The 24931-nt window shown below is 42.9% G+C and carries 30 protein-coding genes; 22 read left to right on the top strand and 8 right to left on the bottom strand.

The window, feature by feature from the left end:
* Positions 1–16 precede the first annotated feature (16 nt).
* Genes AC0YNT_RS15770 through sigY form a run of 6 tightly spaced genes read right to left on the bottom strand, consistent with a single transcriptional unit; the run spans position 17 to position 3051 of the window.
* Positions 17–808, bottom strand: a complete 792-nt coding sequence (locus AC0YNT_RS15770) for an ABC transporter permease (RefSeq protein WP_475805470.1) — start codon at positions 806–808, stop codon at positions 17–19.
* Positions 805–1731, bottom strand: coding sequence for an ABC transporter ATP-binding protein (locus tag AC0YNT_RS15765; protein WP_475805469.1), 927 nt, complete (start codon positions 1729–1731; stop codon positions 805–807). The genes AC0YNT_RS15770 and AC0YNT_RS15765 overlap by 4 nt, the downstream gene beginning before the upstream one ends.
* Positions 1731–1934: a PLDc N-terminal domain-containing protein gene (locus tag AC0YNT_RS15760; protein ID WP_475805468.1), complete on the bottom strand. Its 204-nt coding sequence runs from the start codon at positions 1932–1934 to the stop codon at positions 1731–1733. Before AC0YNT_RS15760 ends, AC0YNT_RS15765 begins: the two co-directional genes overlap by 1 nt.
* A gap of 16 nt (positions 1935–1950) precedes the next feature.
* Positions 1951–2139: a hypothetical protein gene (locus AC0YNT_RS15755; RefSeq protein WP_475805467.1), complete on the bottom strand. Its 189-nt coding sequence runs from the start codon at positions 2137–2139 to the stop codon at positions 1951–1953.
* Complete coding sequence (locus tag AC0YNT_RS15750) at positions 2127–2519, bottom strand: DUF5345 family protein (protein WP_475805466.1); 393 nt, start codon at positions 2517–2519, stop codon at positions 2127–2129. Before AC0YNT_RS15750 ends, AC0YNT_RS15755 begins: the two co-directional genes overlap by 13 nt.
* Complete coding sequence (sigY, locus tag AC0YNT_RS15745) at positions 2494–3051, bottom strand: RNA polymerase sigma factor SigY (protein WP_475805465.1); 558 nt, start codon at positions 3049–3051, stop codon at positions 2494–2496. Before sigY ends, AC0YNT_RS15750 begins: the two co-directional genes overlap by 26 nt.
* 182 nt (positions 3052–3233) lie before the next feature.
* On the opposite strand from sigY, the gene AC0YNT_RS15740 reads away from it, so the two are divergent.
* From AC0YNT_RS15740 to AC0YNT_RS15705, 8 genes are all read left to right on the top strand, one after another.
* Entirely contained in the window at positions 3234–3797 is a 564-nt protein-coding gene (locus tag AC0YNT_RS15740) for a sigma-70 family RNA polymerase sigma factor (protein WP_475805464.1), read from the top strand.
* The gene (locus tag AC0YNT_RS15735) at positions 3763–5076 is read left to right on the top strand and encodes a DUF4179 domain-containing protein (protein WP_475805463.1); all 1314 of its coding nucleotides are present in this window, start codon (positions 3763–3765) and stop codon (positions 5074–5076) included. The genes AC0YNT_RS15740 and AC0YNT_RS15735 overlap by 35 nt, the downstream gene beginning before the upstream one ends.
* Before the next feature lie 109 nt (positions 5077–5185).
* Positions 5186–5563: a GNAT family N-acetyltransferase gene (locus AC0YNT_RS15730; RefSeq protein WP_475805462.1), complete on the top strand. Its 378-nt coding sequence runs from the start codon at positions 5186–5188 to the stop codon at positions 5561–5563.
* A 27-nt stretch (positions 5564–5590) separates the two neighbouring features.
* The gene (locus tag AC0YNT_RS15725) at positions 5591–6370 is read left to right on the top strand and encodes a class I SAM-dependent methyltransferase (RefSeq protein WP_475805461.1); all 780 of its coding nucleotides are present in this window, start codon (positions 5591–5593) and stop codon (positions 6368–6370) included.
* A 175-nt stretch (positions 6371–6545) separates the two neighbouring features.
* The gene (locus AC0YNT_RS15720) at positions 6546–8021 is read left to right on the top strand and encodes a spore germination protein (protein ID WP_475805460.1); all 1476 of its coding nucleotides are present in this window, start codon (positions 6546–6548) and stop codon (positions 8019–8021) included.
* Entirely contained in the window at positions 7970–9103 is a 1134-nt protein-coding gene (locus tag AC0YNT_RS15715) for a GerAB/ArcD/ProY family transporter (protein ID WP_475805459.1), read from the top strand. Before AC0YNT_RS15720 ends, AC0YNT_RS15715 begins: the two co-directional genes overlap by 52 nt.
* Complete coding sequence (locus tag AC0YNT_RS15710; RefSeq protein WP_475805458.1) at positions 9100–10206, top strand: Ger(x)C family spore germination protein; 1107 nt, start codon at positions 9100–9102, stop codon at positions 10204–10206. Before AC0YNT_RS15715 ends, AC0YNT_RS15710 begins: the two co-directional genes overlap by 4 nt.
* Positions 10207–10292: 86 nt before the next feature.
* Positions 10293–10781 (top strand): DinB family protein, encoded by a 489-nt coding sequence (locus AC0YNT_RS15705; RefSeq protein WP_475805457.1) that lies wholly within the window; start codon positions 10293–10295, stop codon positions 10779–10781.
* Positions 10782–11088: 307 nt separating this feature from the next.
* Here the strand turns inward: AC0YNT_RS15705 and AC0YNT_RS15700 are convergent, their stop codons facing one another.
* Positions 11089–11592 (bottom strand): RrF2 family transcriptional regulator, encoded by a 504-nt coding sequence (locus AC0YNT_RS15700; RefSeq protein WP_475805456.1) that lies wholly within the window; start codon positions 11590–11592, stop codon positions 11089–11091.
* A gap of 227 nt (positions 11593–11819) precedes the next feature.
* Between AC0YNT_RS15700 and AC0YNT_RS15695 the strand changes: the two genes are divergently transcribed.
* The 14 genes from AC0YNT_RS15695 (at position 11820) to AC0YNT_RS15630 (ending at position 23774) form a co-directional block, all read left to right on the top strand.
* Complete coding sequence (locus tag AC0YNT_RS15695) at positions 11820–12275, top strand: carboxymuconolactone decarboxylase family protein (RefSeq protein ID WP_475805455.1); 456 nt, start codon at positions 11820–11822, stop codon at positions 12273–12275.
* Positions 12265–12954, top strand: coding sequence for a YjjG family noncanonical pyrimidine nucleotidase (locus AC0YNT_RS15690; RefSeq protein ID WP_475805454.1), 690 nt, complete (start codon positions 12265–12267; stop codon positions 12952–12954). Before AC0YNT_RS15695 ends, AC0YNT_RS15690 begins: the two co-directional genes overlap by 11 nt.
* A gap of 251 nt (positions 12955–13205) precedes the next feature.
* Complete coding sequence (locus AC0YNT_RS15685) at positions 13206–13886, top strand: response regulator transcription factor (protein WP_167275621.1); 681 nt, start codon at positions 13206–13208, stop codon at positions 13884–13886.
* A complete protein-coding gene (locus AC0YNT_RS15680) occupies positions 13883–15640 on the top strand; it encodes a sensor histidine kinase (RefSeq protein ID WP_475805453.1) in 1758 nt (585 codons plus the stop codon). Before AC0YNT_RS15685 ends, AC0YNT_RS15680 begins: the two co-directional genes overlap by 4 nt.
* Entirely contained in the window at positions 15640–16203 is a 564-nt protein-coding gene (locus AC0YNT_RS15675) for a hypothetical protein (protein WP_475805452.1), read from the top strand. The genes AC0YNT_RS15680 and AC0YNT_RS15675 overlap by 1 nt, the downstream gene beginning before the upstream one ends.
* 147 nt (positions 16204–16350) lie before the next feature.
* A complete protein-coding gene (locus AC0YNT_RS15670) occupies positions 16351–16935 on the top strand; it encodes a TetR/AcrR family transcriptional regulator (RefSeq protein WP_475805451.1) in 585 nt (194 codons plus the stop codon).
* A gap of 235 nt (positions 16936–17170) precedes the next feature.
* A complete protein-coding gene (locus AC0YNT_RS15665; protein ID WP_475805450.1) occupies positions 17171–18415 on the top strand; it encodes an MFS transporter in 1245 nt (414 codons plus the stop codon).
* Positions 18416–18436: 21 nt separating this feature from the next.
* The gene (locus AC0YNT_RS15660; RefSeq protein ID WP_475805449.1) at positions 18437–19360 is read left to right on the top strand and encodes a LysR family transcriptional regulator; all 924 of its coding nucleotides are present in this window, start codon (positions 18437–18439) and stop codon (positions 19358–19360) included.
* Between the two features lie 105 nt (positions 19361–19465).
* Positions 19466–19678 (top strand): hypothetical protein, encoded by a 213-nt coding sequence (locus AC0YNT_RS15655; RefSeq protein WP_475805448.1) that lies wholly within the window; start codon positions 19466–19468, stop codon positions 19676–19678.
* 104 nt (positions 19679–19782) lie between these two features.
* The gene (locus AC0YNT_RS15650; protein WP_475805447.1) at positions 19783–19962 is read left to right on the top strand and encodes a hypothetical protein; all 180 of its coding nucleotides are present in this window, start codon (positions 19783–19785) and stop codon (positions 19960–19962) included.
* A 66-nt stretch (positions 19963–20028) separates the two neighbouring features.
* Positions 20029–20688 carry a hypothetical protein gene (locus tag AC0YNT_RS15645; protein ID WP_475805446.1) on the top strand — a complete coding sequence of 220 codons (660 nt, stop codon included), beginning with the start codon at positions 20029–20031 and terminating at the stop codon, positions 20686–20688.
* 269 nt (positions 20689–20957) lie between these two features.
* Positions 20958–22379, top strand: a complete 1422-nt coding sequence (locus AC0YNT_RS15640; RefSeq protein WP_475805445.1) for a spore germination protein — start codon at positions 20958–20960, stop codon at positions 22377–22379.
* A gap of 25 nt (positions 22380–22404) precedes the next feature.
* The gene (locus AC0YNT_RS15635) at positions 22405–23547 is read left to right on the top strand and encodes a Ger(x)C family spore germination protein (protein WP_475805444.1); all 1143 of its coding nucleotides are present in this window, start codon (positions 22405–22407) and stop codon (positions 23545–23547) included.
* The gene (locus tag AC0YNT_RS15630) at positions 23544–23774 is read left to right on the top strand and encodes a hypothetical protein (RefSeq protein ID WP_475805443.1); all 231 of its coding nucleotides are present in this window, start codon (positions 23544–23546) and stop codon (positions 23772–23774) included. The genes AC0YNT_RS15635 and AC0YNT_RS15630 overlap by 4 nt, the downstream gene beginning before the upstream one ends.
* On the opposite strand, the gene AC0YNT_RS15625 is transcribed toward AC0YNT_RS15630, so the two are convergent.
* Entirely contained in the window at positions 23763–24866 is a 1104-nt protein-coding gene (locus AC0YNT_RS15625; RefSeq protein WP_475805442.1) for a GerAB/ArcD/ProY family transporter, read from the bottom strand. The genes AC0YNT_RS15630 and AC0YNT_RS15625 overlap by 12 nt on opposite strands.
* Positions 24867–24931 lie beyond the last annotated feature (65 nt).

Below are 24931 nucleotides of genomic sequence, written 5' to 3'. Positions count from 1 at the left end.
GTTACTACGTCTCACATCAAACGTCAGATGGTCTATTCTTCATGGAACCCGTGGCAATGATGAGGGCCATAGCGATAGCTACCGCTGTGACGATCGCAGTCATCCAGACGGAGAGTGTGCCATTGTTTATTTGTTGTGCTGCATCCAAACTTCCGGCAGCAAGGCTAGGGAGTCGGCCGGGATTCCATACCTGCTTGAATGGAAGGGTACTTGAAACAATGGAAAGTAAAGCTGCAGCAGCAAGTGCGCTGAAGGCGGCAGCGGCAGCGCTGCGAATAAGTGAACTAAACATTAATGCAAGCGTACCAACGAACCCGAGCCATAGAGCAAATAACATTGCGCTTAGAAGAACCTCTAACCATCGGACAGAATCAAAGAGAGCAATTGTGTAATACCAAGCAGCACTGTAGCCGAATAAGAAAGAGACCATGGAAAGGGAGAGGATCGCCGCCCACTTCGCTGTGACGAAGGATACGAAGGAAACAGGCTTCACTAGAATCATTGCGGCAGTGCCCGAAGACCTCTCAAGCGACAAGGCATTCATATTGGATAGAGCGATCAACAGTAAGCCAATTACGCCAAACTGCTGAAGCGAGCTTGCCATCACTTCGAAGGGCTTCGGCGTTGGGATCGAGATGATTACACCCTCGGGCATATTGCCCGCGCTGGATAGAATCTCTGGCATGAAGTAAGTTGCGATCGGTTGAGAAGCGCCCAGCACGATGAAGCTGATGGGCAGCCACACGATTTTGTAGCTCCGTATCATCTCCAGCCACTCCTTACGGAATAAGATGAGCCATTTCGTCATGGGGCAGTCACCACCTTCAGGAACAAATCCTCCAGTGTGGAATGTCCAATCTCGAGTTTAGATACGCTAACTTCAGATTTCGCAAGCTCCTTCAGAACAGCTCGGCGTGCTGTCTCAAGGTCTTGAGCGATGAGCCTGACACTTCCTCGTGTCTCTGATGTGGCCTGAATGCCGTTCGGAAGCTTGTTAATCCATCCGGCTAACCATTGCCGTGAATGGTCATCTTCTTCAATTTCCAAAGACAACACAGGCTCACGATTCTCCTCGCGAAGAGCGGCTAATGAGCCTGCAAGCGAGAGCTGCCCTCTACGCATAATAAGAATGTCATCGCATAATTCCTCTGCATCGTGGAGCACATGTGTTGAGAACAATACCGTCGTTTCATTCTTTAGTTCACCGATCATCGCCATTACTTCGCGGCGGCCGATTGGATCAAGAGCGGACACGGGCTCGTCTAAGACAAGCAGCCTCGGCTGGTGGATGAGAGCTTGTGCAAGCCCAAGCCGCTGCTTCATGCCGCCAGAGTAACCAGCTATCTTTCGCTTGCCAGCACTGCCAATCCCGACACGTTCCAGCAGCTCATTACTTCGGGAAGCCGCTTCCTTGGCAGATAGCCCACACAGTCGTCCAGCGTACACAAGAAATTCGCGACCAGTCATCCATCCATAGAACGCAGGTGTCTGGGGCAAATAACCGATCCATTCTCGACGGTCTTGGCCATGCTTCATCCCTGAGAATTGAATTGTTCCAGAGGTGGGCTGCAACAGGCCAGTCAGCATACGGATTGTTGTTGTCTTGCCTGCACCGTTAGGACCAAGAAGTGCAACACAACGACCTTCTCCAATCTCGAATCCAATATTATCGACAGCCAGTTCTTCGTCAAACCGTTTCGTCAATTGCTCCACTGAGAGTAATACCGACATTAAACCGACCTCCTGCCGAACAAGAAGAAGGCGATCGAGCCAAGTAAATTACCAAACAGAATGATAATGACCCAAAGCCATTTTGGCCCACGAGTTCGCTCTGCCTTGAATAGCACGATAAGTGCAATTACAATTAGCAATAATTGAATAAGGAAGAGTGGGGCGATTAAGGAAATCACCTTTGTGTTTGATAGTATATCCATTAAGGGAATGACCTCCTCATTTACGTTTCTTCATACGAACGATGAACCAATAGAAAATAAGCGGCATCGGGAATTGAATGAGACCCCAGATCGCCCAGAGCCACGGATAGCGGCTGCGGTGACGTGAATCTGTATAAAGCCAAGTAGATTGACATAACAGCAGAAGAGCGGCTGCCGCTAATGTCACAATTTTTATGTCGTCCATTTGCGTTTCGCCTCCCGGTCCTTGCGAGATAAGATCGTGAAGAAAAGGACAGCACCTGCCACTGCGAATATCTGTAGGAACCAGAATGCGTAGACGTTCCAATTGAACAGGAGAACCATGCCGCCGATGACGAGGATACCAAGCAGCCACAGCTTTAACAGATCGAGCCAAAGCCTTCGGCCTGTCAGCTCCTTATGGCGAGTCACGAGTTGTTCCAGTTCAATCAGGTGTGGAACCGGCGGCTGGATACGTTCATCCCAGCTTTGCAGGGAATCTCCAAGCAGCTTCATAAACTCTTCCGATTGCTCCGGCGAATCCCCGAGCTTTTTCTTATTTTCAGATAATCTCAAGTTATCAAGTTCCGGAATCTGCTTCTTCATTCTCGCTGAGCTCCTTTCGCAATCGATTTAATCCATTGTGGAGTCTGGACTTTACCGTTCCTAGTGGAATATCCAGCCATTCGGCAATCTCCTCATAGGCATAGCCATAATAGTATTTCAATAAAATGGGGACGCGTATGTTTGGAGGAAGGTCCGCTAAGGCATCTAATGCGTGAGGCCATTCCTCTTTGGCCATTAAAGCGTCGAATCGAATCGCCTGTAGGGCTTGCTCGTCGGTACGCCATTTGCGCTCCCGTCCCTTACGGCGCATTTCATCCATGTAAAGCCGCGATGCTATTGCGATCAGCCAGGTCGAAAACTTCGATTTGGCTTTAAATGTGCGTATCCGTTCGATCGCTTTCAGCATCGTTTCCTGGACAAGGTCCTCCGTTAATGCTTTGTTCATTGTTACTTTGAGCAAATATCGATATAACATGGCATAATTCGATTGCAGTAATCTCGCCAACGCACGTTCATCGCCGCGAACGGCAAGTCGTATCTCGGCCGAGTCATCGAATTCGTTCGTGCTCATGGCTGACGAGGCTCCTTTCGGTAAATAGATAATAGATGGTGTTTTATAATTCAGCATTATCTTTTGTAATCGGACATATGACGCTTGAGTTTAAGGAAAAGTTCACTCGAGATAATATTTTTTTAATAAAAATGAACTTTTATAACCTTTCATAACTCTTATCTATGAATAGGGGGAAGAACATGAATGTAAGCCGATTGGTCAAACAAGCTAAAAAAGGAAATAAAGAAGCTTTATTACAACTCATCTTAGACGATCAGGATGCTTACTATCGACTTGCCTTCACGTATATGGGCAATAAGCATGATGCGCTGGATGCAATGGAAGACATGATTGTTATGCTTTACGAAAAAATTGATCAATTGCAAAAGGGTGAAGCCTTCTACGGGTGGAGTAAAACCATTCTCGTTAATCGGTGTAAAACCTTGCTCCGCAAAAAGGAGCGATACCTGCCACTGGAAGAAGAGAGCGAAGTAGTAGTTGAAGCATTAACTGACGATAATCCATATCGTTCTTCGGAGTCGGAAATGGACATGCAGGTGCTGCTCTCTCATCTGAATGCACAGCAGCGGGAAGCGATTGAGCTTCGTTATGTACATGACCTGCCATATCAGACGATTGCGGACATCACCGGGGCACCACTTGGGACAATCAAATCAAGAATTTCACAAGGTATTCAAAAACTAAAAGTCACGATCGGAGGTGATCGTTATGACAACGATCGAGGAGAAATTAGAGGAAAATAAGCGGACATTGAATAAAGTACAGACTCCACCAGAGCTTGAGGATCGACTTAGAAAAGCACTTCAGAAGGTTCCAGCTAAGAAAAGAAACACGAATCGAGCGAAAACATGGATTGTTTCTGCTGCTGCAGCAATTGTTCTTATTGTAGGGACTTATCAATATCCTGCATTTGCTTATTTTGGCGGAAAACTTTTTAATAAAGTCGAATTGAACTCTCTTGCCTTTTCGGAGGTAGCAGAGCAAGGATACGGACAAGCGGTCAACAAAAGCAAAACACTTGATGACGGCACAGTCATTACCATTAACGGGGTTATAGCGGATGATAACGCATTACTCTTGTATTATACAATTGATCGGCCCACAGGCTCTGTATTAGATGACGATGGTTTTGTACGTTACAGTAAGAATAAAATAAAAGGGTTTTTGACTGATTCTTCCATATTGGGTGGAGGCGGCAATTTTAATAAAGACAAGACCCAGTTTGTTGGCGTAGATAAATTCGAACCTATTAGTCCCTTCTCCAGAACATTAACCGTTACATTCAGTGAAAGACTGGATAATGGGGAGCAGGCCATTTATCCGATCTCCTTCAAGTTTAAAGCGAATAAAGCAATGAAAAGTTTACTTAAGGAGGACATTTCTAAATCCGTTTACGTTGACCAAGGGACAGTCCATTATGACTCGATTACAGCATCGCCAACTTCAACGATTGTGAAGGGACATTATGAAATGGATGATCAGGAGCTCCCGAGATTTAGTGGTAAAACAAAGCTTTACGTCAATGGAACAGAAGTGAAATCATGGGGTATGAGGGAACAACTTTCTCAGGACACAGGTATCCTGGAATTTGAAAATGAGTATGATGTGCTCCCTACAGACAAGTTGGAAAGTGTAGAACTTGTTCTAGAAAGTTTCTCGGGCTATCAGAAGGTAGATAAACCGATCTCACTCGCTTCACCATCAGATCAATCGATCAAGGTTGGTACTGAAAAGCTGTGGATACGAAGCGTCACAAAAACCGATGAAGGCTATGATATCGTAATCGCGAGAAAAGAGTTTACTTACTTGAAGAAAGAAAGTCTATCCGTTCAGGCCAATGGTAAAACCATTCCTGTGTCCTCCATTTCTACGTCACGTCCTTGGGATCTGAAGAACGGAAACATCTTGTGGGAGCAAACGTATTCATTTAACACAACGGATAAACCAGAACTTCTGCTGTTAGAAGGATTAGAATACATTAAAACATATGATAAGAAAATTACCATTCCTTTAGAAAAATAATATCTAAAAGAAAGCTGCCGACGTGATCGGCAGCTTTCTTTATTTTAATGATTTTTTCCAAAACATTGGATACGGATTGTGATAGTCTAAGCTTGAGGAGAGATAAAATATGGAAGTTAAACTTGTGCCTGTAAAGGTAGAGCAGAAAGAGACCCTCTACAATCTATATCAATATTACCTTTATGATTATACGGAAATGGATTTAGGCTTAAATGGACGGTTTAATATAGATTTGGATCACTATTGGGATGACCCTAGGTGGAATCCTTTTTTGATATGTAGGGATGAACAAATTGTTGGATTTGTGATTGTACTTTTTGAAAACTATGATACGGTTCCAGATCCTACTCATGTGATTTATGATTTTCTGATTCTAAGTAAGTATAGGAGAAGAGGATTTGGAAGGATGGCTGCTGCTCAGGCCTTTGATCTATACCAAGCGAATTGGAAAGTTGTTCAGATGAAAAGCAATAATAGGTCAATATGACGGACCACATTAGGGAGGAATTCATACATGTCATTCAGTCATTACGGTGAACTTTGTACCGAGGTCTATGACCTCACGAAGAAGATTGGATACTCCTTTAATGGGGATATCGAGTATTACAGCGATAAACTTAAATCTTGTAAAGGCAGAATTCTTGAAGCAATGGTGGGCTCGGGGCGAGTAATTATCCCTCTTCTTGAATTAGGGCTGACTGTAGACGGAGTGGACTATTCACCACAAATGCTGGCCTCTTGTCGAAAACGTTGTGAAGAACGTGATTTAAGTCCAGATTTATATGAATCAAACTTACAAGAGCTCTCATTGCCGCATAAATATGAGGCAATCATCATTCCTGGTGGTTCCTTCTTGTTGATTGAAAACCGTGAAGAGTCGATACTCGCTTTGCATCGTCTCTATGAACATTTGGAATCCGGCGGATGCTTGATGCTCGATTTGTTTTTACCAGATAATGATCTCAACAGCACGGATCTAGGAAGATGGGAAGGGTCTTCAACTTACCATTTGCCTAATGGAGACATCATTACGATGGAGGGCAAGTGTGTTGAAGCCGATTTGTTTTTCAAACAATACCGTGTCAACTATTTGAAATATGAAAAATGGCATAATGGCGCTTTGGTTCAAACGGAGCTGCAGCGGTTTGCATTACGTTGGTACGGGGTAGAGGAGTTTAAGTACATTCTTGAAAGCATAGGATTCATCATTGTATCTGTCATTGCAGATTTTGAGGATGGTAAAACGCCTACAAGCGGGAGTCAGAAGTTCGTTTATCATGCGGTAAAGCCATAAAGAAGTTCAACAAAGTAAAGAGCAGTCTGCCGGCGGCAGCTGCTCCTTTTTATACAACCCAATAATCATTATTCCTCTGAATCCTCAACTACGATAACAGTTCATTTCCTGTGATAAAAAAACCTCTTTTGTTGAATAATAGAGGAAATGATTACTAACAGCAGGTGGTGATTGCATGAATCACTTCAAGACTAAGAAATCAAATCGAATAGAATTGCTGCCTGGAGACCTCGATCAAAAGATTACTCAGATTGAGCAGTACTTCTCACATACAGAAGATCTCAACATTCAAAAACTTGTCTGTTCCGATCAAGCGTGTGCGTTATTTTACATAGATGCCCTTGTTAATATAGAGCTCATTCAATCCACCGTCATAAAGCCGATGTTGGCTTCGAGTGAAAAAAGAATCGAACAGAGCTTGACCTCGGTCGAAGTGAGAAAATCGTCTGATCTTGTTCTAATTGGTCAATGTTTACTTGAAGGTTATTGCATGATTGTTACGGAGATGGATTGTGATACCATCATGCTGCCAGCCGCTCAGACACATAGCCGGTCCATTCAAGAGCCTACAGGTGAACAAGTCATTAAGGGACCGCATGATGGCTTTGTCGAAAGTTTAAACACGAATCTTTATCTGCTCCGTCATCGAATGAAAAACCCAAAAATGAAAGTGAAATATTTCAAGCTTGGCCACGTTACGAATACGAAAGTAGCGATGGTCTATATGGACAATATAGCGAATCCCAAAATCGTCGCGGAATGTGAGAAAAGGCTATGTGCTATCGATCTGGATTATTTGTATACCGCTGGTAATCTCGATGAAATGCTTGAAGAACATCCATTATCTCCATTCCCACAAACGTTACAGACCGAGAGACCGGATCGGGCCGTTTCCTATCTAATGGAAGGGAAAATAATGATATTTGTTGATGGTAATCCAAGTGTTCTCATTCTTCCCATCACGTTTTTTTCGTTCTATCAATCATCGGATGATTACAACAGCCGCTGGATAACGGGTTCCTTTTTTCGGTTCATTCGATTGATTAGTTTTATTATGGCTATATGCTTGCCAGCGATCTATATTGCAACCGTAACCTACCATTCCGAAGTGCTTCCAATTGGCATTCTGTATTCCGTGAAAGTTTCTTTAACCTATGTTCCATTACCGCCAATCCTTGAAGCATTCTTTATGCAGATTATTCTTGAACTGCTTAAGGAAGCTGCGATTAGGCTGCCTACATCTATATCGCAAACGATTGGTATTGTTGGTGGTTTGGTCATAGGTACGGCTGTCGTACAAGCCCAATTGGTGTCCAATACCATGATTGTTATCATCGGATTGACTGCAATTGCCTCATTTGTGACTCCAATTAATGAATTTGGAACTAGCCTAAGGATATTAGGGTTTCCAATGATGATTGCTGCGGCGTTGTTTGGCTTCTTCGGAATAGCCATAATGCTGATGCTGGTTTTCATTCACTTATGCAAGATTGAGATTCTCGGAGTTCCGTATTTTGCGCCATTTGGACCCTTTCAGGGAAAGGAGAACATGAAGGATATTTTCCTCAGACTTCCTATATGGGCGGTCAATAAGACCCCATGGAAAAGTTCATTGAAGCAAACTGTATTCGGGAGGTGGAAGCGGCGGTGAATTTGACGATAAGCAAATCCCAATTCTTTTTTCTGATCATCAAAACACAGATTGGAATAGGCTTATTATCTTTGCCTTCCGAAACGGAGCGAATAGCGAAAGGAGATTCCTGGATTTCGGTTATTTGGGCTGGGGTCATGATTCAGCTTTTGCTAATTGTTTATTGGCAGCTGCTTAAAAAATTCCCTAATCACACCTTAAGTGAGATTATAGTGCGAATGCTTGGACCATATGTAGGCAAAGTAATAAACGCGATCTATTTTGCATTTTTCATACTCATAGCTTCTTATGCAAGTATGCTGTACGTGCGTTTATTGAATACTTGGATGTTGAGAATCACACCGGTGTGGGTGCTGCTTCTGCTCATTATCGGCACTTGTTTATATTTGGCTATTGATAATTTGCGCGTTATCGCAAGATTTTTTGTATTATCCTCCGTATTGATCGGGGTATTGCTATTGATCAGTATTTTGAACTTTTCCAATGAGGTACACTTCACTAATATCTTGCCGATAGGCCAAGCAGGTGCTACGCAAATTTTCACAGGGAGTGAGAAGACGTTCTTTGCTATGCTTGGTTTTGAGGTGACTCTTTATTTCTTCGCTCAAGTGGAAGGTAATCATAAAGGGATGTTTCGCATAATGACCTTAGCCAATTGCTTTATTACCTTGTTTTATGCCTATTTTGTCTTCATTTGCTTAATCGGATTAAGCCCTAAGGTTTTAGAAATGGTGAGCGAACCCGTATTGTATATCTTAAAAGGTTTATCTTATCAACTGTTTGACCGCATTGATCTAATCTTCTTGACGATTTGGATTATACCGATGTCGGTCACCATCGTTTCTTATTTGTGCATGGCCGGAAAAAGCTTAAGCCGTAAACAAAGTTCATATCGAAAACTGGTATGGATCAGCGGGGGGTTAGTTTTTCTGGCAGGCTGGTATTTATCAACGCTAGAAAATGTGGACCTCTATAGTAAGTGGCTAGAGTATGGATACCTGATCATGATTGCAGCTGTGCCCGTATTGTTGTGGTTGGGATCTTTTCTAATGACAAACATGAAGAAGGTTGGGTCAACATGAGAAGAGGACTTATCCTCACTGTCTGCATAGGGTTTTTGTTAACGAATCTCACTGGCTGCTGGGACGTTCAATATTTAACCAACAAAAAGATGATCAACGGAATTAGTATTGATACCACAAAAGATAACGAAATAATGGGGACAGTGAGAGCGGTCATATTAGAGAATAAAGGAGGAGGACAATTTGATGTGAAGGATAATGTGGTGCAAGCAGTAGGGGATTCTGTGTACAATGTTGGCTTAAAAATAGACAGTATGCTCCCTGGCACTGCTGAAGCAAGCAAAACTCATATTGTTATCATCGGGGAGGATTTGGCGAAAAAGGGGATACTGTCTCCTTTAGAGATTTTCTACCGTGATCCGAAAGGATATCTAAAATCAAATATTTTAATTAGTAAGGGCACCGCAGCAGATATTCTAACCTTCAAGAAGATTGAGAATACGCCTATTGCGTTTGGTATTAAGCAAATTTTGGATGGATCAAGACTCCTTACTGTTGTTCCAGAACAATCGCTGTATTCCTTATGGAGTCGAATCACGGATCCTGGTGAAGATGCAATTGTACCGATGATTCATAAAGTAGGGGACAAGGCGTTAATGGTTAACAACATCGCCTTATTCAATGGTGACCGATATTCAGGTGTTTCTCTATCCACGGAATACAGTAAGATTTTATTACTCCTAAAAGCAAAATTGGTTAGACATGCATTCTTGGATGTTCAAACTAAAGAAGGTGTAGTTACATTTGAAGTGCGGAAATTAAAGAGATCTGTAATTGTATCTGTTGATGAAAAAACATCAGAAATCGCTTGCTCCATTAAGGTTCACCTGTATGGTGCTATTGCCAGCTACCCGGATGGGCTAAGCAGTGTAGTAGATAAAGACAAGATGAATAAGGAGATAGCTGAACAGGTCAACAAGGAAGCAGCATCCGTAGTAGATTTACTACTTCAAGCTAATTGTGATGCGCTTGGCATTGGCAGAAATCTGAGAGCGCACCATCCAAAGTTGTGGAAGAACATCACCTGGAAGAGCGAGTATAAAGATGTTAAGATACGTCCGGAGTTTCAAATCCATGTTACCAATACAGGGATTATTAGTTGAACAGGTTCAAACAAATGCCCATATTTACACGAGGGAACATATGTTCTATGATGAAGGAGGATGATTTTTAATTAGGAGGTTATCGAATGATTAACTTGAGTGATGAAACGCTTCCCCAGTACAAAGAATTTACAAGTTGGACAGATACCTTACATGATGTACAGATAAGCTTATGGCTGCAACCCATTGCTGAAGGGAAAGCAACCATAGGAGAGATTATTTCACATCTTAAAGGTTGGGATAGTTACTTAATTACAACAGTCATCCCAGCTATTAAAAGGGGAGAGGCTGTATTTTTCCCGGATTTTGATTCATTTAATGAGATAGCCTATGAATATGCCCGATCGGGAATATCAAAGGAACGTCTGCTTGATGAATTTCGGCAAACCCGTCATCAGTTGGTTGAGATTTTGCTGGCTGAGACGGACATTACCACTAAGCACATTACCGTGAACGGAGTGAGCAATTGCCCTAACACCGGTACCCCTTATTCTCTTCTTTATATCATCCACGAGTTTAATGAACACGACAATCATCATAAAAATCAGATATTAGCGCTGCTCAATCAATTGTGATTTTTTTTGGAAAAAAATGCGCAACCATTTTCTCCTTTTTCCGTCTATTAGTTGTATGAAATATGGAGGGAACTAGGGTGTGTCTAGTGCAGAATAGGAGGAAAACTTTCATGTTGGTGCCTGATTAGATTGATCCCAAAGGTCAATAAGATTACAGCATGTATTTCAGCTATTATTCTGACGGGCTTTTTCACTTATGAATGGGTAAATAACATAACAAATAATCATTTCACAGCTATGCCCTAATAAATAGTTAAATGACACAAACAAGCAGCTGATCGCAATGGATCAACTGCTTGTTTTTATTTTAAACATTATTGCTATTAGCAAAATATTCACGAGTTTCTTTGCGAGATTGAGGGGTTAACACTCGATCAAGTTCTTCATTCAACCATGTAAGTGACTTGTTACGAAGTACATTGCGCATACTATCCTCAGCTTCGAGCATAGCTTGGTTAATCACACAAGGAGAAGCTAGAGAGCATGCTGCATACTCCTCATCACGGCATAAATAGCTGTTATTTTTAATGTTTTTACATAGGAAAATGGGTTTAGCACCTTCAACAGCTTCAACTACATCCCAAAAAGAAATATCCTCAGGTGACTTGGCTAATTTATAGCCTCCTTTTACACCAGGGACAGAAATGACAATACCTGCTTTTGTTAATTTACTAAAAATCTTAGAAAGATAAGTCTCCGAAACACCTTGAAAAGCAGAGAGCTCTTTAATTCCGATCGTAGCATCAGGAGGAATATCAATCAAATATACCAAGCAATGCAGTCCATATTCAACGCCAATACTATACTGCATGCAACACCTGCTTTCTAAATACAAAAGTTGTTATCAATCATCTTAGGTGGATTTAAACCCCTTGTCAAATAAGGGGATTTGGGTAAATTCAGCTAAATGATCCATGATTTTTGGTTGACAGCTATCATTCAAAGAACTATATTGTAGACAAGGTTAATCGACGATTAATATTATCCATGTTTAGTATTTAGATAAGTTTAAATTTACAGTACACGGAGGAGATTACAATGAAGGTAAGATTAAATCATATGAGTGTAAGCCCAGGTGCGATGCAAGTGATGCTGAAGCTGGAAGGTTTCATTAAGACAACGGGGTTAGACGAAAAGTTATACGAACTGATCAAGATGAGAGCGTCCCAAATTAACGGGTGTGCTTTTTGTCTGGACATGCATACACGCGATTCGCGGAAAATGGGGGAGACGGAGCAGCGGATTTATTTGCTAAGCGCATGGCGTGAAGCTCCTTTTTATACTGATAAAGAAAGAGTTGTGCTTGAGCTTACAGAAGCCGTAACTCGGATCTCGGAACAAGGTGTGCCGCAGGATTTGTACGAACGAGTTCGGGCACATGTGGATGAGGCAGAGTATGTAGCAATCATCATGGCCATCAATACGATTAATGCATGGAATCGAATCGCCATCTCCACGGGGATGTTCCCTGCAGAAGAGAAAAATGAACTATAAAATCCTATTATTCGATGTAGATGATACGTTGTTGGATTTCGCTGCTAATGAAACCGATTCGTTAACGAAATTGTTTCAGCAGCACGGATATACGTTCACAGATGAACTATTTCAAGTATATAATGCCGTCAACAAACAACTTTGGGCTGATTATGAAAATGGGGAAATTGGTTTAGATGTTGTGCTAAACTCAAGATTTTCAGATACCATGTTGAGGTTGGGAGAAGTAGTGGATGGCACGGAATGGGAAAATCAATATCGTGAACTATTGGGTAACGGAAGTCAGCTGATGGAAGGCGCCTTGGAAATGTGTCAAAGCTTATCTGCCACCCATAGACTGTTTGTTGTCACGAATGGTATAACCCAAACTCAGATAAAGCGTTTGAAGCAGTCAGGCTTATATGATTTTTTTGAAGATATTTTTGATTCGCAAAGCATTGGATTTCAAAAGCCTTCAACCAAATTTTTCGATTACGTGATGGATCACATTACTGACTTCAATAAACAGGAAGCCCTTATTATCGGAGATTCATTAAATACCGACATTAAGGGCGGCATCCTCTCTGGCATTGATACCTGTTGGATTAACCATTCCCGTCATAACTCTACAGATATTCGTAGTACCTATACGATCACAACCTTAGGGGAAATATATGACCTCTTGGCATCTGTGAGATGATACATCGAACAGAACCGCGCTGCTGCGCGGTTTTTTGTTTATATTATCAAATCAGCTTTGACGCAAAATGCCATCTCAAATACACACGAAGGACACAAGAATCTCCTATACTTCGACTTGTAGAACAAATGGAGGTGCAGTCACATGATAAAAAAGCCGTATTTCGGGTAAAGATGAAATAGAATAACGTTAAATCAATTCCGGTCTCGGATATAATGGGTTCAAATCCGGACAAAGGCGGAGAGTACAATATGAAGCGAAGCATTTTATTGGTTGAAGATGATAGCTTAATGAGGGAATTTATAACGGATTATTTCAAAAAAGAGCAATGGGATGTACATGAGGCGGAGAACGGCAGAGTTGCTCTCGACTTGTTCGAACAGCTTTCCGTCGATTTGGTTGTCCTAGATATCATGATGCCGGAAATGGACGGATGGTCGGTGTGCAGACGTATTAGAGAAAAATCCGACGTTCCGATCATCATGATTACAGCAAGGTCTGAAGATGAGGATCAATTGATGGGCTTCGAGCTTGGTGCAGATGAATACGTGACGAAGCCGCTAAGTCCGAGGGTGCTTGTTGCCCGTGCAACCGCCTTAATGAAGAGGACGGAGGGAACTGTCGGGCGGGAAGCTGAAACGCTTCTTTACGGAGAGTTGTCAGTGAATCGAGAGGCACATACGGTGACGGTGGCAGGTCAGCTGGTCAATCTGTCACCGAAGGAGTACGACCTGCTTCTATTCCTGATCAAGCATTACGGCAAGGTGTTAGCACGTGAATATATATTGAACGCGGTTTGGGGATACGATTACTTGGGAGACGAACGAACGGTCGATACTCATATCAAAAAATTAAGAGCTAAGCTCGGAGACGCCGGCAGGCTGATTGCTACCGTCATCCGTTCGGGCTACAAGTTCGAATCCGAAGCATGAAAAGACATGGTGTCATACTCAAGCTGTTCGTCGTCACGTCCGTTCTGATTTTATTCATTTTTTCCCTGGTCATGCTGGCGGAAGGACTGTTCTTTGACCGGTTCTACCGAATGTCACGAATTGATTCACTCGAGTCAGCTATGAGCAAGTTCACGGAGCAATATAAGGAAGTTGAGACAAATGAACACGAGCTCTCAAAGCTGCTTGGGTCGTTCATGAATCGGAATGATACCAGCACCGCCGTGTTAAACAAAAGCTTCGTTCGCGCTAACATTAATCCTTACTATGTGAAGATGCAGACGAATGAAGGGATTGTTATTGCACCGATTCCGACAGACGGAACAACAATCAACACAATCCCGAGAGGGATAGCAGTAGGCGATAAACTGATCGTTGACGGCATATTCATGGACGAAAAGGACACTGTCCTGCACCCGATTGCTTTTTGGTCGGACGACACCGCTCCCCTTGAAGACGGCTTGATACGTTTGAATGGAACGGTGACCGATTACATGCTGCCGGAGCAGCGATCTTTCAACCCTCTTTATCAGGATGCGCTTGTAGAAGAGGCACTCCAGGAATGGATAGCAAAGGCAGAATCGCATCTGTCTCGCTTGCGGGAGGGAGCGACCGTACAGAGCGAATGGAAGGATCCATGGAGCGGAGTCGAATACGCCGTTTTAGTCAGATCGCTTGATGGAGGGGCAGAGGACGGACATTATATGTTCGTTATGGCTTCGCTCCAACCCGTTGGAGAAGCGGTCGACATTTTGAAAAAGTATGTCATTTATTTGGCACCGGTAATCCTGGCGCTCATTCTCGCTCTGTCGCTGGTTTATTCCAGAATTGTCTCACGACCACTAGTAACGCTCAGCCGCTCAGCGGCACGACTTGCAAAGCTGGATTTCACCGAGCAGCCTGAGATTCGCTCGAAGGATGAATTCGGCGAGTTGTCCCGAAGCATGATCTTATTATCACGAAACTTGGATTCAGCGCTGAAGGAACTCCAGCTTGCAAATGAGCAGCTTCAGGAGGATGTACGGGAGAAACAGCGGTCCGAACAGCTTCGCAAAGAGCTTGTCGCGAACATTTCTCATGAGCTGAAAACACCACTTGGTATTGTGAAGGGATTTGCAGAAGGGCTACAAGACGGGGTGGCAGGCGATAAGAAAGAACGTTACCTGGCCTTAATTGTCAATGAGACGGACCGGATGAACGCCCTCATCATGGATATGCTGGAGCTGTCCAAATTCGAGGTGAAGGCAGTCTATCTGCAAATAGTCAGCTTCTCCCTTACAGATCTGATACGGGAAGTTGCCGACTCGTTCACACAGCAGCTTGAGAGCAAACGTCTGCGGATGAGGATACAGCAGAACAGTGAACAAGAGCTATTCGTAGAGGCAGATCGCAGGCGAATTGAGCAGGTTGTACTCAATTTGTTGAGTAACGCTATTCGGCACGCAGAGGAAGACAGTATCATTACAGTAGATATACAACGCTCAGTAGACGGTACAATCACGACCGTAGTCGAGAACGCCGGGCCTCCCATTGCGGAGGAAGATCTGAATCGGTTATGGGATCAGTTCTACCGGGCAGAGCGCTCAAGGGACCGTAAATCTGGTGGTACTGGACTAGGGCTCGCCATTGTTAAACATATTTTAGAGCTCCACGGAAGTGAATATGATGTGACGAATACAAAAAAAGGCGTCGCGTTTTCATTCACCTTACAAGAAAACAAAGGAGAGTTTGTATAATGAAAAAAACAATAAGTTATCTGGTTTCCGCTTTAATTATTCTGGCTGTCATCAGCGCATGCGGTAATAAAGGGGAAGTGGGAGCCCCGAACAATACGGAAGCCCCCGCGACAAATCAGTCAAGTAATAACGCCGGGAATGTACAGGAGTCGGATGCACCAACCGATCAACCAGCTTCCGAACAACCTACTACAACTCCGGACGCTACAGCATCAGATGATGCAGCGGCAGATAGCTCAGAAGAGATTCTGATCATTATCGACCAAACGGAAAAGCCAATCGAGGGGAACAGCTTCGACTTTGTCGTCAATAAAATCCCCGAAGGCTACATGTTATCTAAAATGTATTGGAAATCCGAGAAAAATAATATCGTCAACACCACGCAGGAAGCGATTGAGCATGGCGGTAGTGGTGGAAATGGGTTTTACATCAGCGGTGACGGTCAGTTTATGGGCTTCTTCTATCCCGATGAAATGAAAGGCGAGAAAGGTGAGGTCGGTTTCACATTCGTTAATGACCAAGGTAAAGAGCTCACTTGGAAGAAAAACATCACTTTGAAATAAGATAGCAACTGTTTCACACTAGAAAGCCGCGAATTAGTCTTCGCGGCTTTAATCCGTATTCAATCGAATCACGAAGAAATCAGAATACATAAATACTTTACTGATCGTTCTTAAACGTCTATGATGGAGGAAAGGGAGGTATGAGATATGGCTAGACCAAGAACATTTGATCAAGATGCTGTCCTGCAGAAAGCAATGGAGCTGTTCTGGCAGAAAGGGTTTGAACGTACCTCGATACAAGATTTGGTCGAACATACCGGAGTTCACAGAGGCAGCTTGTACGATACGTTTGGTGATAAGAATCAACTGTTTCTGAATTGCTTGGATAGGTTCCGGGATACAACCAAGATCCGTGCACATACAATTCTTGAAGAGGATGGACCTGCTAAAGAGGTATTATGGCGCTATTTTGAGAGATTAATCGATATCGCGATGAGCGATGACAACGGACGGCGAGGCTGTCTAATTGCGAACACGGCTATGGAGATGGGGAAAGTAGATCCCGTTGTTTCCTTTCGTATTGAGGCGTATACCTTGGAAATGGAATTGAACTTTCAAAAATTTCTGATGCGTGCTAAGCAGCATGGCGAATTGAAAACAAAGCACACCGTGCAAGAGGCAGCCAGATTTCTCTTAAATACAAGAAACGGGCTTTATGTGCTTGCGAAAATCGCTACGGATCGTAAAGTGTTGGAGGATGCTGCTAAGGTAGCGCATTCAGCCCTAGTCTAATTCGCAAAAATGATAGTTGACTAATCGTTCTTAAATTCATATAGTAAGACATGTGGAAACCATGTCTGTCTGTTATTTTAAGAACGAACATTCCTTAAAAAACCTGTTATTTGGCTGCCATTGGCATATGATGTTGGCAAGCCAATGACATTTTTTTTGGATATTAAAGAATGATTATTCTTAAATAATATTTTTAGCACTGATCAAAATAAACACAACGGAGAGAGGACATTTTATGAAAACTATATCTTCGAAGACATCCTTCTGGATTGTCGCATGGGTACTAACCATCAGCTTGTGGTCCAGTACAGCACCGTCAATTGAGTTTCCTATCTACGCCTTACAGTGGCATCTTTCTAAAGCTGTAACGACAGGCGTATTCTCGATTTACCCAATCGTCCTTATCTTAGTCCTGTTCTTATTAGGGAATATTTCAGACTACATTGGACGCAGGAATACATTAATCACCGGACTCACTTTTTTACTAATTGGGGCAGTGGTCTTCGCAACCGCTCAAAATGTAGCTTGGCTGTTTGCCGGTCGAGTGTTTCAAGGCTTTGGTGTCGGGCTAACAGCTGGATCAGGTGCAGCTGCGCTTGTGGAGTACAATCCTTCGTCCAACAAAAAACTGCCGGGATCCATTAACACCATAACGCAGGCAGTGGGTCTGTTTCTTGCAACAATTGTTGGAGCGGCACTCATTAAATATGCTCCTTCGCCGCTGTATTTCAGCTATTGGGTATTAGCTGTTCTTGTACTTGTCAGCATCATTCTGTGCTTATTCCTTCCTAAGGGAGCAACTACGCAATCTGTAACAAAACCTGCCTTTAAAATGCAAGGTGTTAAAGTACCGAAAGGGCTTTGGGGAGTTTACCTTTTGGCTGCCTTGGCAATCGGCACTGGCTTTGCAAATGGTGCAGTGTTGTTATCGTTAGGAGCACAAATTGCTCGTGATGTCATTGGTACACAGGACATTCTTGTTATCGGAACGGTATTGTCCATTTCCTATTTGCTAGCATCGGTTAGTGCAACCATTGCAGGACGATTAAAACCTGTAACTTCGATTCGTATAGGGATGGCATCGATTGCCGTTGCAATGGTTCTGCTTATTTCTGCGGCGGAATCCCATTCATTCGTGTTATTTATGAGTTCATCTATTCTTGGCGGACTTGCATACGGATTCTCAGCCTCTGGAGCAATTGGGCTTGCCGTAATCAACTCACCTGTTCAGAATCGCGTTCAGTTTTTGTCAGCCGTATTAGTCGCCGCCTATTTCTTCCAAGGTTCAAGTGCTTATGGTGGGGGAGTTGCATCGAGCGCACTTGGCTTCAGCTCCGCGATCTGGTTAATGGCTGTGATCATTGGCATACTTTCCATTCTTACGCTGTTGTTTACCATAAGAAAAGGTAAAGAAGCGCAGCCAAGCATATTGATCAATCGTTTTGAATCCCCTACAATGTGGAAGAATAATCAGGAGTAAGCAAATGGAAGGGGCGATAAAATGGAGTTAAGACAATTGGAGTGCTTTATAGCAACATGCGAAGAGTTACATTTTACAAGAGCCTCTGTCAAGCTGGGCATTACCCAGCCTTCCTTAAGCCATCAAATCAAAACGCTTGAAGATGAGCTTGGCGTCCAGTTATTTGATCGTATCGGGAAAAAAATCTCAATTACCGAAGCCGGTAAGATTTTGTATAACCAAAGTAAACTTGCATTGAGCAATTTATTAAACGCTAAAGAGCAAATTGAAGAACTCATGCAGATTGAGCGAGGAACGTTGTCGATTGGTGCCCTCCCAGGGGAGCTCAGCCAATTAGTCTCCTCTATACTTCTCGATTTTCACAACAAATATCCTAAGGTACGGATTAAGGTCTTTGGGGTTGAAGATATCGTAACGCGAATTTTACAAAACGAATTGGATCTGGCTATAACGATTTTGCCAGTTGGGGATGACCGAATTGATTCCATTCCCCTCTATCAGGAAAGATTTTATTTTGTTGCAACAAAGGAGCATGCTTATGCAAGCCGAAAGGCTATTGATTTCAACGAGATCCTGCATGTACCGATCGTCATGTTCCCTGAAACCCATCGCTGCCGCCAATTAATTGATATGACTTGCTCGAGCGCCGGTTTGAAACTTGATCCCTTAATCGAAACGTCATCGATTGATTCGTTGTTCGAGCTTGTTCGTTCAGGTGGCGGGGGCACTGTATTATCGAAAACCCTTATAGAAATGTATCATTTCGATGATTTGGTTCATATTCCGATACAGGGACCTGCCCTGTGCAGACAAGTGGGGATTGTATATCTCCGTGACAAATATATGGGGAAGGCTTCGCAAGGTTTTATCCAGGCTCTCAGGGCTCATGTAAAGGAGCTCAAGCAAGATAACCAACTGGAGCAATGTGACCATGAAGAACAATAAATATACTGTGCATCCCATCTATCATTACGATAGAAACACCGATATTGATCTATCATTCTAAGTTTAATAGAATGAGACCATACGGTGCAGAAAGGATGGGATGACATGAATCAAACTAGACTCCAATTTGATGCTGACTTTGATAATGCCTTATTCTTCGGCCAATATGTAATGGTTGTAACCAATGAGAAATACACCTGCGGGGGATTATTGGAAGGATACGACGACAAGTGCGTTTGGGTAAGAGGGAAGAAGCATTCACGCATCAAATCATCTTTCATTCAGATGCCTCCGCTTGATATCGATATAAGCTGGTAGACAAAAAGTATAAGATGTATTCCAGAGGTGGATATTAAGTGAAAATTGAACTAGTGCATTTCATCAGTATGATGGACTAGTTTTAAAAAAGGAGAACAATGAAGATGTTTTGGAATTTTCTTACATCCAAAAGCTTTTTCGCTGCCTACATTTTAATTGTTCTAATGCTGATTGGTTCTGTCGTTTTAAAACAACAAGATGTTTTATTTCCTGAAATCGCTGGTATGGCAATGGGGGTGATGGTGTTTCCAGTTGCCCATTGGATTAAGAATCCCGTTCATTAGTGGCTGTCCCCAACGCTGGCTGCTTTTATTGGAACGACTTTGAATTATTTGTCTATGCCGGTTTTGTTGAAATTATGGATTGGACTAATCATTATGGTTATTCTAATGCATATCTTCCGTGTGAATTTTGGGCCAACCATTCCAGCTGCTTTACTGCCGATTTTTTTAGGACTGCATGATTATGTGTTTGCGATCTCCACGGCCGTCTTTACTTTTGTGATTATGCTGGCGGCTTTTAAACTAAGAGATCCGAATAAAATTCCAGGTGGTTCACAACGATTTCGTAATAAAAAGGATACGGTTATTATAACTTCAATATTAGCTCTTTGGATTGGAATAGCCTTTACAACTAATCTGGTTGTTATCATTATACCGCCTGTATTTGCCCTTATTTTTGAAGTCTTTCATACAGAGAAGTTCGCTTGGAAAATGATTCCCCCTCGTTTATCGGTATTGACGGTAACGGCTATTTTATCAGTCGGAGTGTATCATTTGTTGGCAGGTTCAATTATTTTGACCGGTATGATTAATGTATTTATTACAATCATTCTCTGCAAGTTGTTTAAAATGCCTGTACCTGTTGCCTTTGGTGTCTCGCTAATGCCTCTTATTGTTCCTGAATGGGGGACATGGGCTTTCCCAATCGGTGTCTTCATCGCAACAGGAGGCTTGATGTGTATTTCCGCAGCTTACCGTCAGTCTAGAAGCAAGCAAACCATACTGTAGACATCTTAAATAGACCATGAGGCAGAGCTTGCCTCATGGTCTTTTCCTTTTATTCAAACAAGCAGCCGTTTAGTCTGATGCTCCTCACCAGTCGTATAATATTGGGCAAAAATTGGGAAAATACGACCATCAAGCTGGAGGGGGCATTTCAAGTGAAACGGTTTAGGAAATAGATACGTGTAGAACCTGGAAATGCTTCTATACCAGAAGAACTTCATGCAGAGAATGAGGAGAATGCTGATTTAACCTTAGATCTGAATCAAAACGAGATGACTTTCCGAGACATTTTCGAAAACTGTTCCGATATCAACTTCCGTAAAATCTGTCTTGACGGACAAGAGAAGCAGCTTGTCATCTATCTTGCCACTCTCGTTAACGAAGAGTTAATCGACGATCATATTCTGCGTCCGATCCTGGACAATGCGATCATCTCAGCAGGCTCGACTAAGCAATCATCCAACGTCAATGAAATCGTTCGTCAGCTGTTAGATGGCCATGCTGCCATTCTAACAGACTCGGATAACAAGGCAGTTCTGGTTAAGGCAAACGGAGTCAAACAGCGCAGCCTTGAAGAGCCTTCCTCAGAGCCTGTCATTCGTGGCCCTAGGGATGGGTTTATCGAAAATATCTCTACGAATATAGGCTTGCTTCGCGCAAGACTCAAAACACCACGTCTTAAGATGGAAGCCGTTACGATTGGCTCGTTGTCACAAACACAAGTGGTGCTGTCTTATATAACAGGTGTTGCTACTGAAACTCTAATTGATGAGGTCCGCGAAAGAGTAAAACGGATCCGAATTGATGCAATCCTTGATTCCGGTTATATCGAAGAATTCATTGAGGATTTGCCTTATTCTCCTTTTCCACAAGTGCATAGTTCGGAAAGGCCAGATGTCGTTACCGCCGAGCTCTTAGAAGGGAAAATCGCCATTCTTGTTGATAATAGTCCTTTTGTTTTAATGGTCCCAATGACGTTCTGGACCGGACTTCAAGCTAGCGAGGATTATTATGTTCGATGGCCTATCGCAACTTTCGTGCGCTGGATTCGATTCTTGTTCATATTTATCGCAATCTTCGCTCCTTCCTTATACGTAGCGGTTACAACCTTCCATCAGGAAATGATTCCGACAAATCTGGTGCTGAGTATTGCTTCTTCTAGGGAAGCTGTACCTTTCCCGGCTCTATTCGAAGCACTGTCTATGGAAATCGTCTTTGAAGCGCTGAGGGAGGCGGGAATTCGTCTGCCGAAACAAATTGGGCAAGCCATCAGTATAGTAGGAGCATTGGTCATTGGGCAGGCTGCTGTGCAGGCTGGAATTATTTCCGCACCAGTAGTCATTATCGTGTCTATAACTGGTATTGCTACGTTTGCGATTCCACGCTATAACTTTGCGAGCGGTATTCGGCTGCTTCGCTTTCCGATCCTGTTTTTGGCGGGAACACTTGGTCTTTATGGAATAGTTCTTGGATTTCTATGCATTGTGCTACACGTTGCCTCATTGCGATCATTTGGGGTTCCGTATTTAGCACCGCTTGGCCCCATCATGGTTACAAGTCTTAAGGATATCCTTATTCGCGTACCTATCTGGGCGAGAGGACCACGACCTCTGGCAACAGGGAATTCTGATTCGGTTCGGGAACAGGCAGGGCAGAAACCAAGTCCATTCCGGGAGGGAAGAGAAGGGAACTAACATGAAACCATTCCTGCGGATCTGCTTGATCCTTTCAATCTTCATGACCAGCGGTTGTTGGGACCGTACGGAAATAAACGATCTTGCGTTTATTACAGGTACGGCGTTCGATTTAACGGATAATGGTAAATATCTGTTGTCCCTGCAATTTGCTATTCCTTCTGCTTCGCAGAATGGGGGATCGGGAGGACAGCAGCAAAAGTTTTTCGTATTATCGGCTACAGGGAAGAATGCAAATGAAGCATTTGAGAAAATTCAGAAGAAAAATTCCCGTAAGCTGTTTACCGCCCACCGCAGTGTCATTTTGATTGGTGAATCGCTGGGTCGACATGGGATTAACGATTTGCTTGACATATTCTCGCATGATCCACGTCAACGATTAAAAACATATATCATGCTTGTAAAAGGAGGAGACTCTCAGAAAGTTCTGCAGACGCGCTACCCATTTGACCAGTTACCAATGGAAGCCGTCAAAGAAATGGAAACGCAACAAACCGAAATCGCTACTTCCTTACGAGATTTTTTTATGGCGTCATCAGGCCAAGGGATCTATCCAATAATGGGGGTTATTGAAGCCGATTCGGAAGGAAGCAATCCAAGCAAAACCAATGTTTTTAAATTGGGGGGATCGGCTGTATTTAAGGATTTAAAATTAGTCGGTTTATTGGATAGTAATGAAACGGATGGATTGAATTGGGCAAGGGGTCACATGAAGGATGGAAGAATTAATGCCGAATTGTCGGACGGCAAAGGGAATGTCGGAATGGTTGTTGCTCATGCTAACCGTATGATCAAGACAGATTTACATGGAGATCGAATACAATTCAAGATCATTTTACATGGGAAAGGGACTCTAATCGAAAATAATACCGATTTGGATGTCAGTCTGCCGAAGAATCTTACTCTGGTGCAGCATGCCTTGGAGAAATCTGCAGAGAAACAAATTCATGTTGCAGTGACTAAACTTCAAAAGCAATTCAAAGCTGATGCTATCGGTTTAGGTCTTGAACTATACAGAAATAAGCCAAATGAATGGAAAGCGATACGAAAAGAATGGGACCAGAAGTTTGCGGAAGCAGACGTTACCGTTGAGGTGAAGCTGACAATCGGGGGCTTCGGAATGGTGGGTCCACCTTTACAGTTAAATGAAGAGGAGATTAAGAAATGATTGCTTACATATTGGGCTATGTACTCTTTGTGGTAGTCTGGTCTATCATTCGGATACGATTCATGCTGAGTAAGCAAAAAAATAAAGAAGCGGTGGTGAATGGCGGTATTTTAGGTATTTCTTTGTTGATCGGTTCCTTGTTGATAGCGCAGGTTAATTTGCCAAGCTTTGTTCATATCTTACAAGTCCTTCTCGAGCCCGTAGGAAAGCAATTGCTAAAGCAATGAGCTTTCGGGTTTTCTTCTTATCGAATCTATCACCAAAAGCAATAAAGGAATTAGAGTTTGGTTGATAAAAGCCAAGAGTGGGAATGTATAGGCAAGATAATTAAGCAGTTCTGCGCCATTTTTGAAAATCCATACCGATCCAACAAGGGATAGCAGGGTGAGTGGAGGTACGAGATCGCGATAATTCCGAATTCCAAACAGCTGGCTTACGCACAAACTCAAAATAAACACGGACACCGAAACTTTCACGAAGCAGCCGATCACCCACGTAGAAACGGCAATGGCCTCGAGTCGTTCGAAAGATCCCTCGATTCCGATATATTGGACAACGCTTAGAAAAGAATAGGTTAATTTTTCTGTCATCGGACCAAAAATCATAATGGTAAGCATGACAATGCTGACCGTTATAAGTGTGATGCCAACAAGCGCAATCATTGAAGCTTTGCGGGCTTTGCCAGGCTGATTCAAAAAGGGCAAGAGCCATCCCAATATAAAGAGCTGATTCATAAACCCACCTGCTGGACTAACAGCCCCTTGTAAAACGGGGATTATTCCTTCATCTAGAATCGGTTTAATTTGATTTGCATTGGCTTCCCTAATCGTCAGAATTAAAAGCGGAATAAAAAAAGCAAGCAGGAGTATCGTGAGAAACTCGTTGCTTCTGGCGATGACTTCGATACCTAAATAAGCAGCTATACCGCATAACACCACGAAGGTGAGGCTAATAACTAGGGTAGGACTTTTTGGGAGCAGAAGGGTATTAATAAACCCAGTATGCTGCATTGTAATTGTCGAAATTGAAATAAACCAATAATAAATATAATTAACCGTGACTAAACTCCCGAACCATTTTCCAAGGATGGTCGAGCTATACTGGATAATCGTCTTTCCAGGATATCGATTCCCAAGCACAATCATCGTCCAAATGCTGATGAATCCCGTAAGAGAGGCTAGCAGGGCTGACATCCATGCATCTTGCTTAGCGAACGTGACCATTAAGGAAGGAGAAGTTAATAAGTTCGTGGAGATGATAAAAGTAAATATTAAAAAGCTCAATTGCTTTCCTGTTATTTTTTCAATTGCTGACTGCATCTTGAATTCTCCATTTCCTAGCAAAGGTGTTCCAAGTATTGACGTCCCGCTATCTATTTATACGG

Source organism: Paenibacillus sp. J22R56 (genome assembly GCF_056269375.1).
The sequence above is the reverse complement of the archived record's forward strand: the minus strand, read 5'-3'. Positions and strand labels throughout refer to the sequence as shown.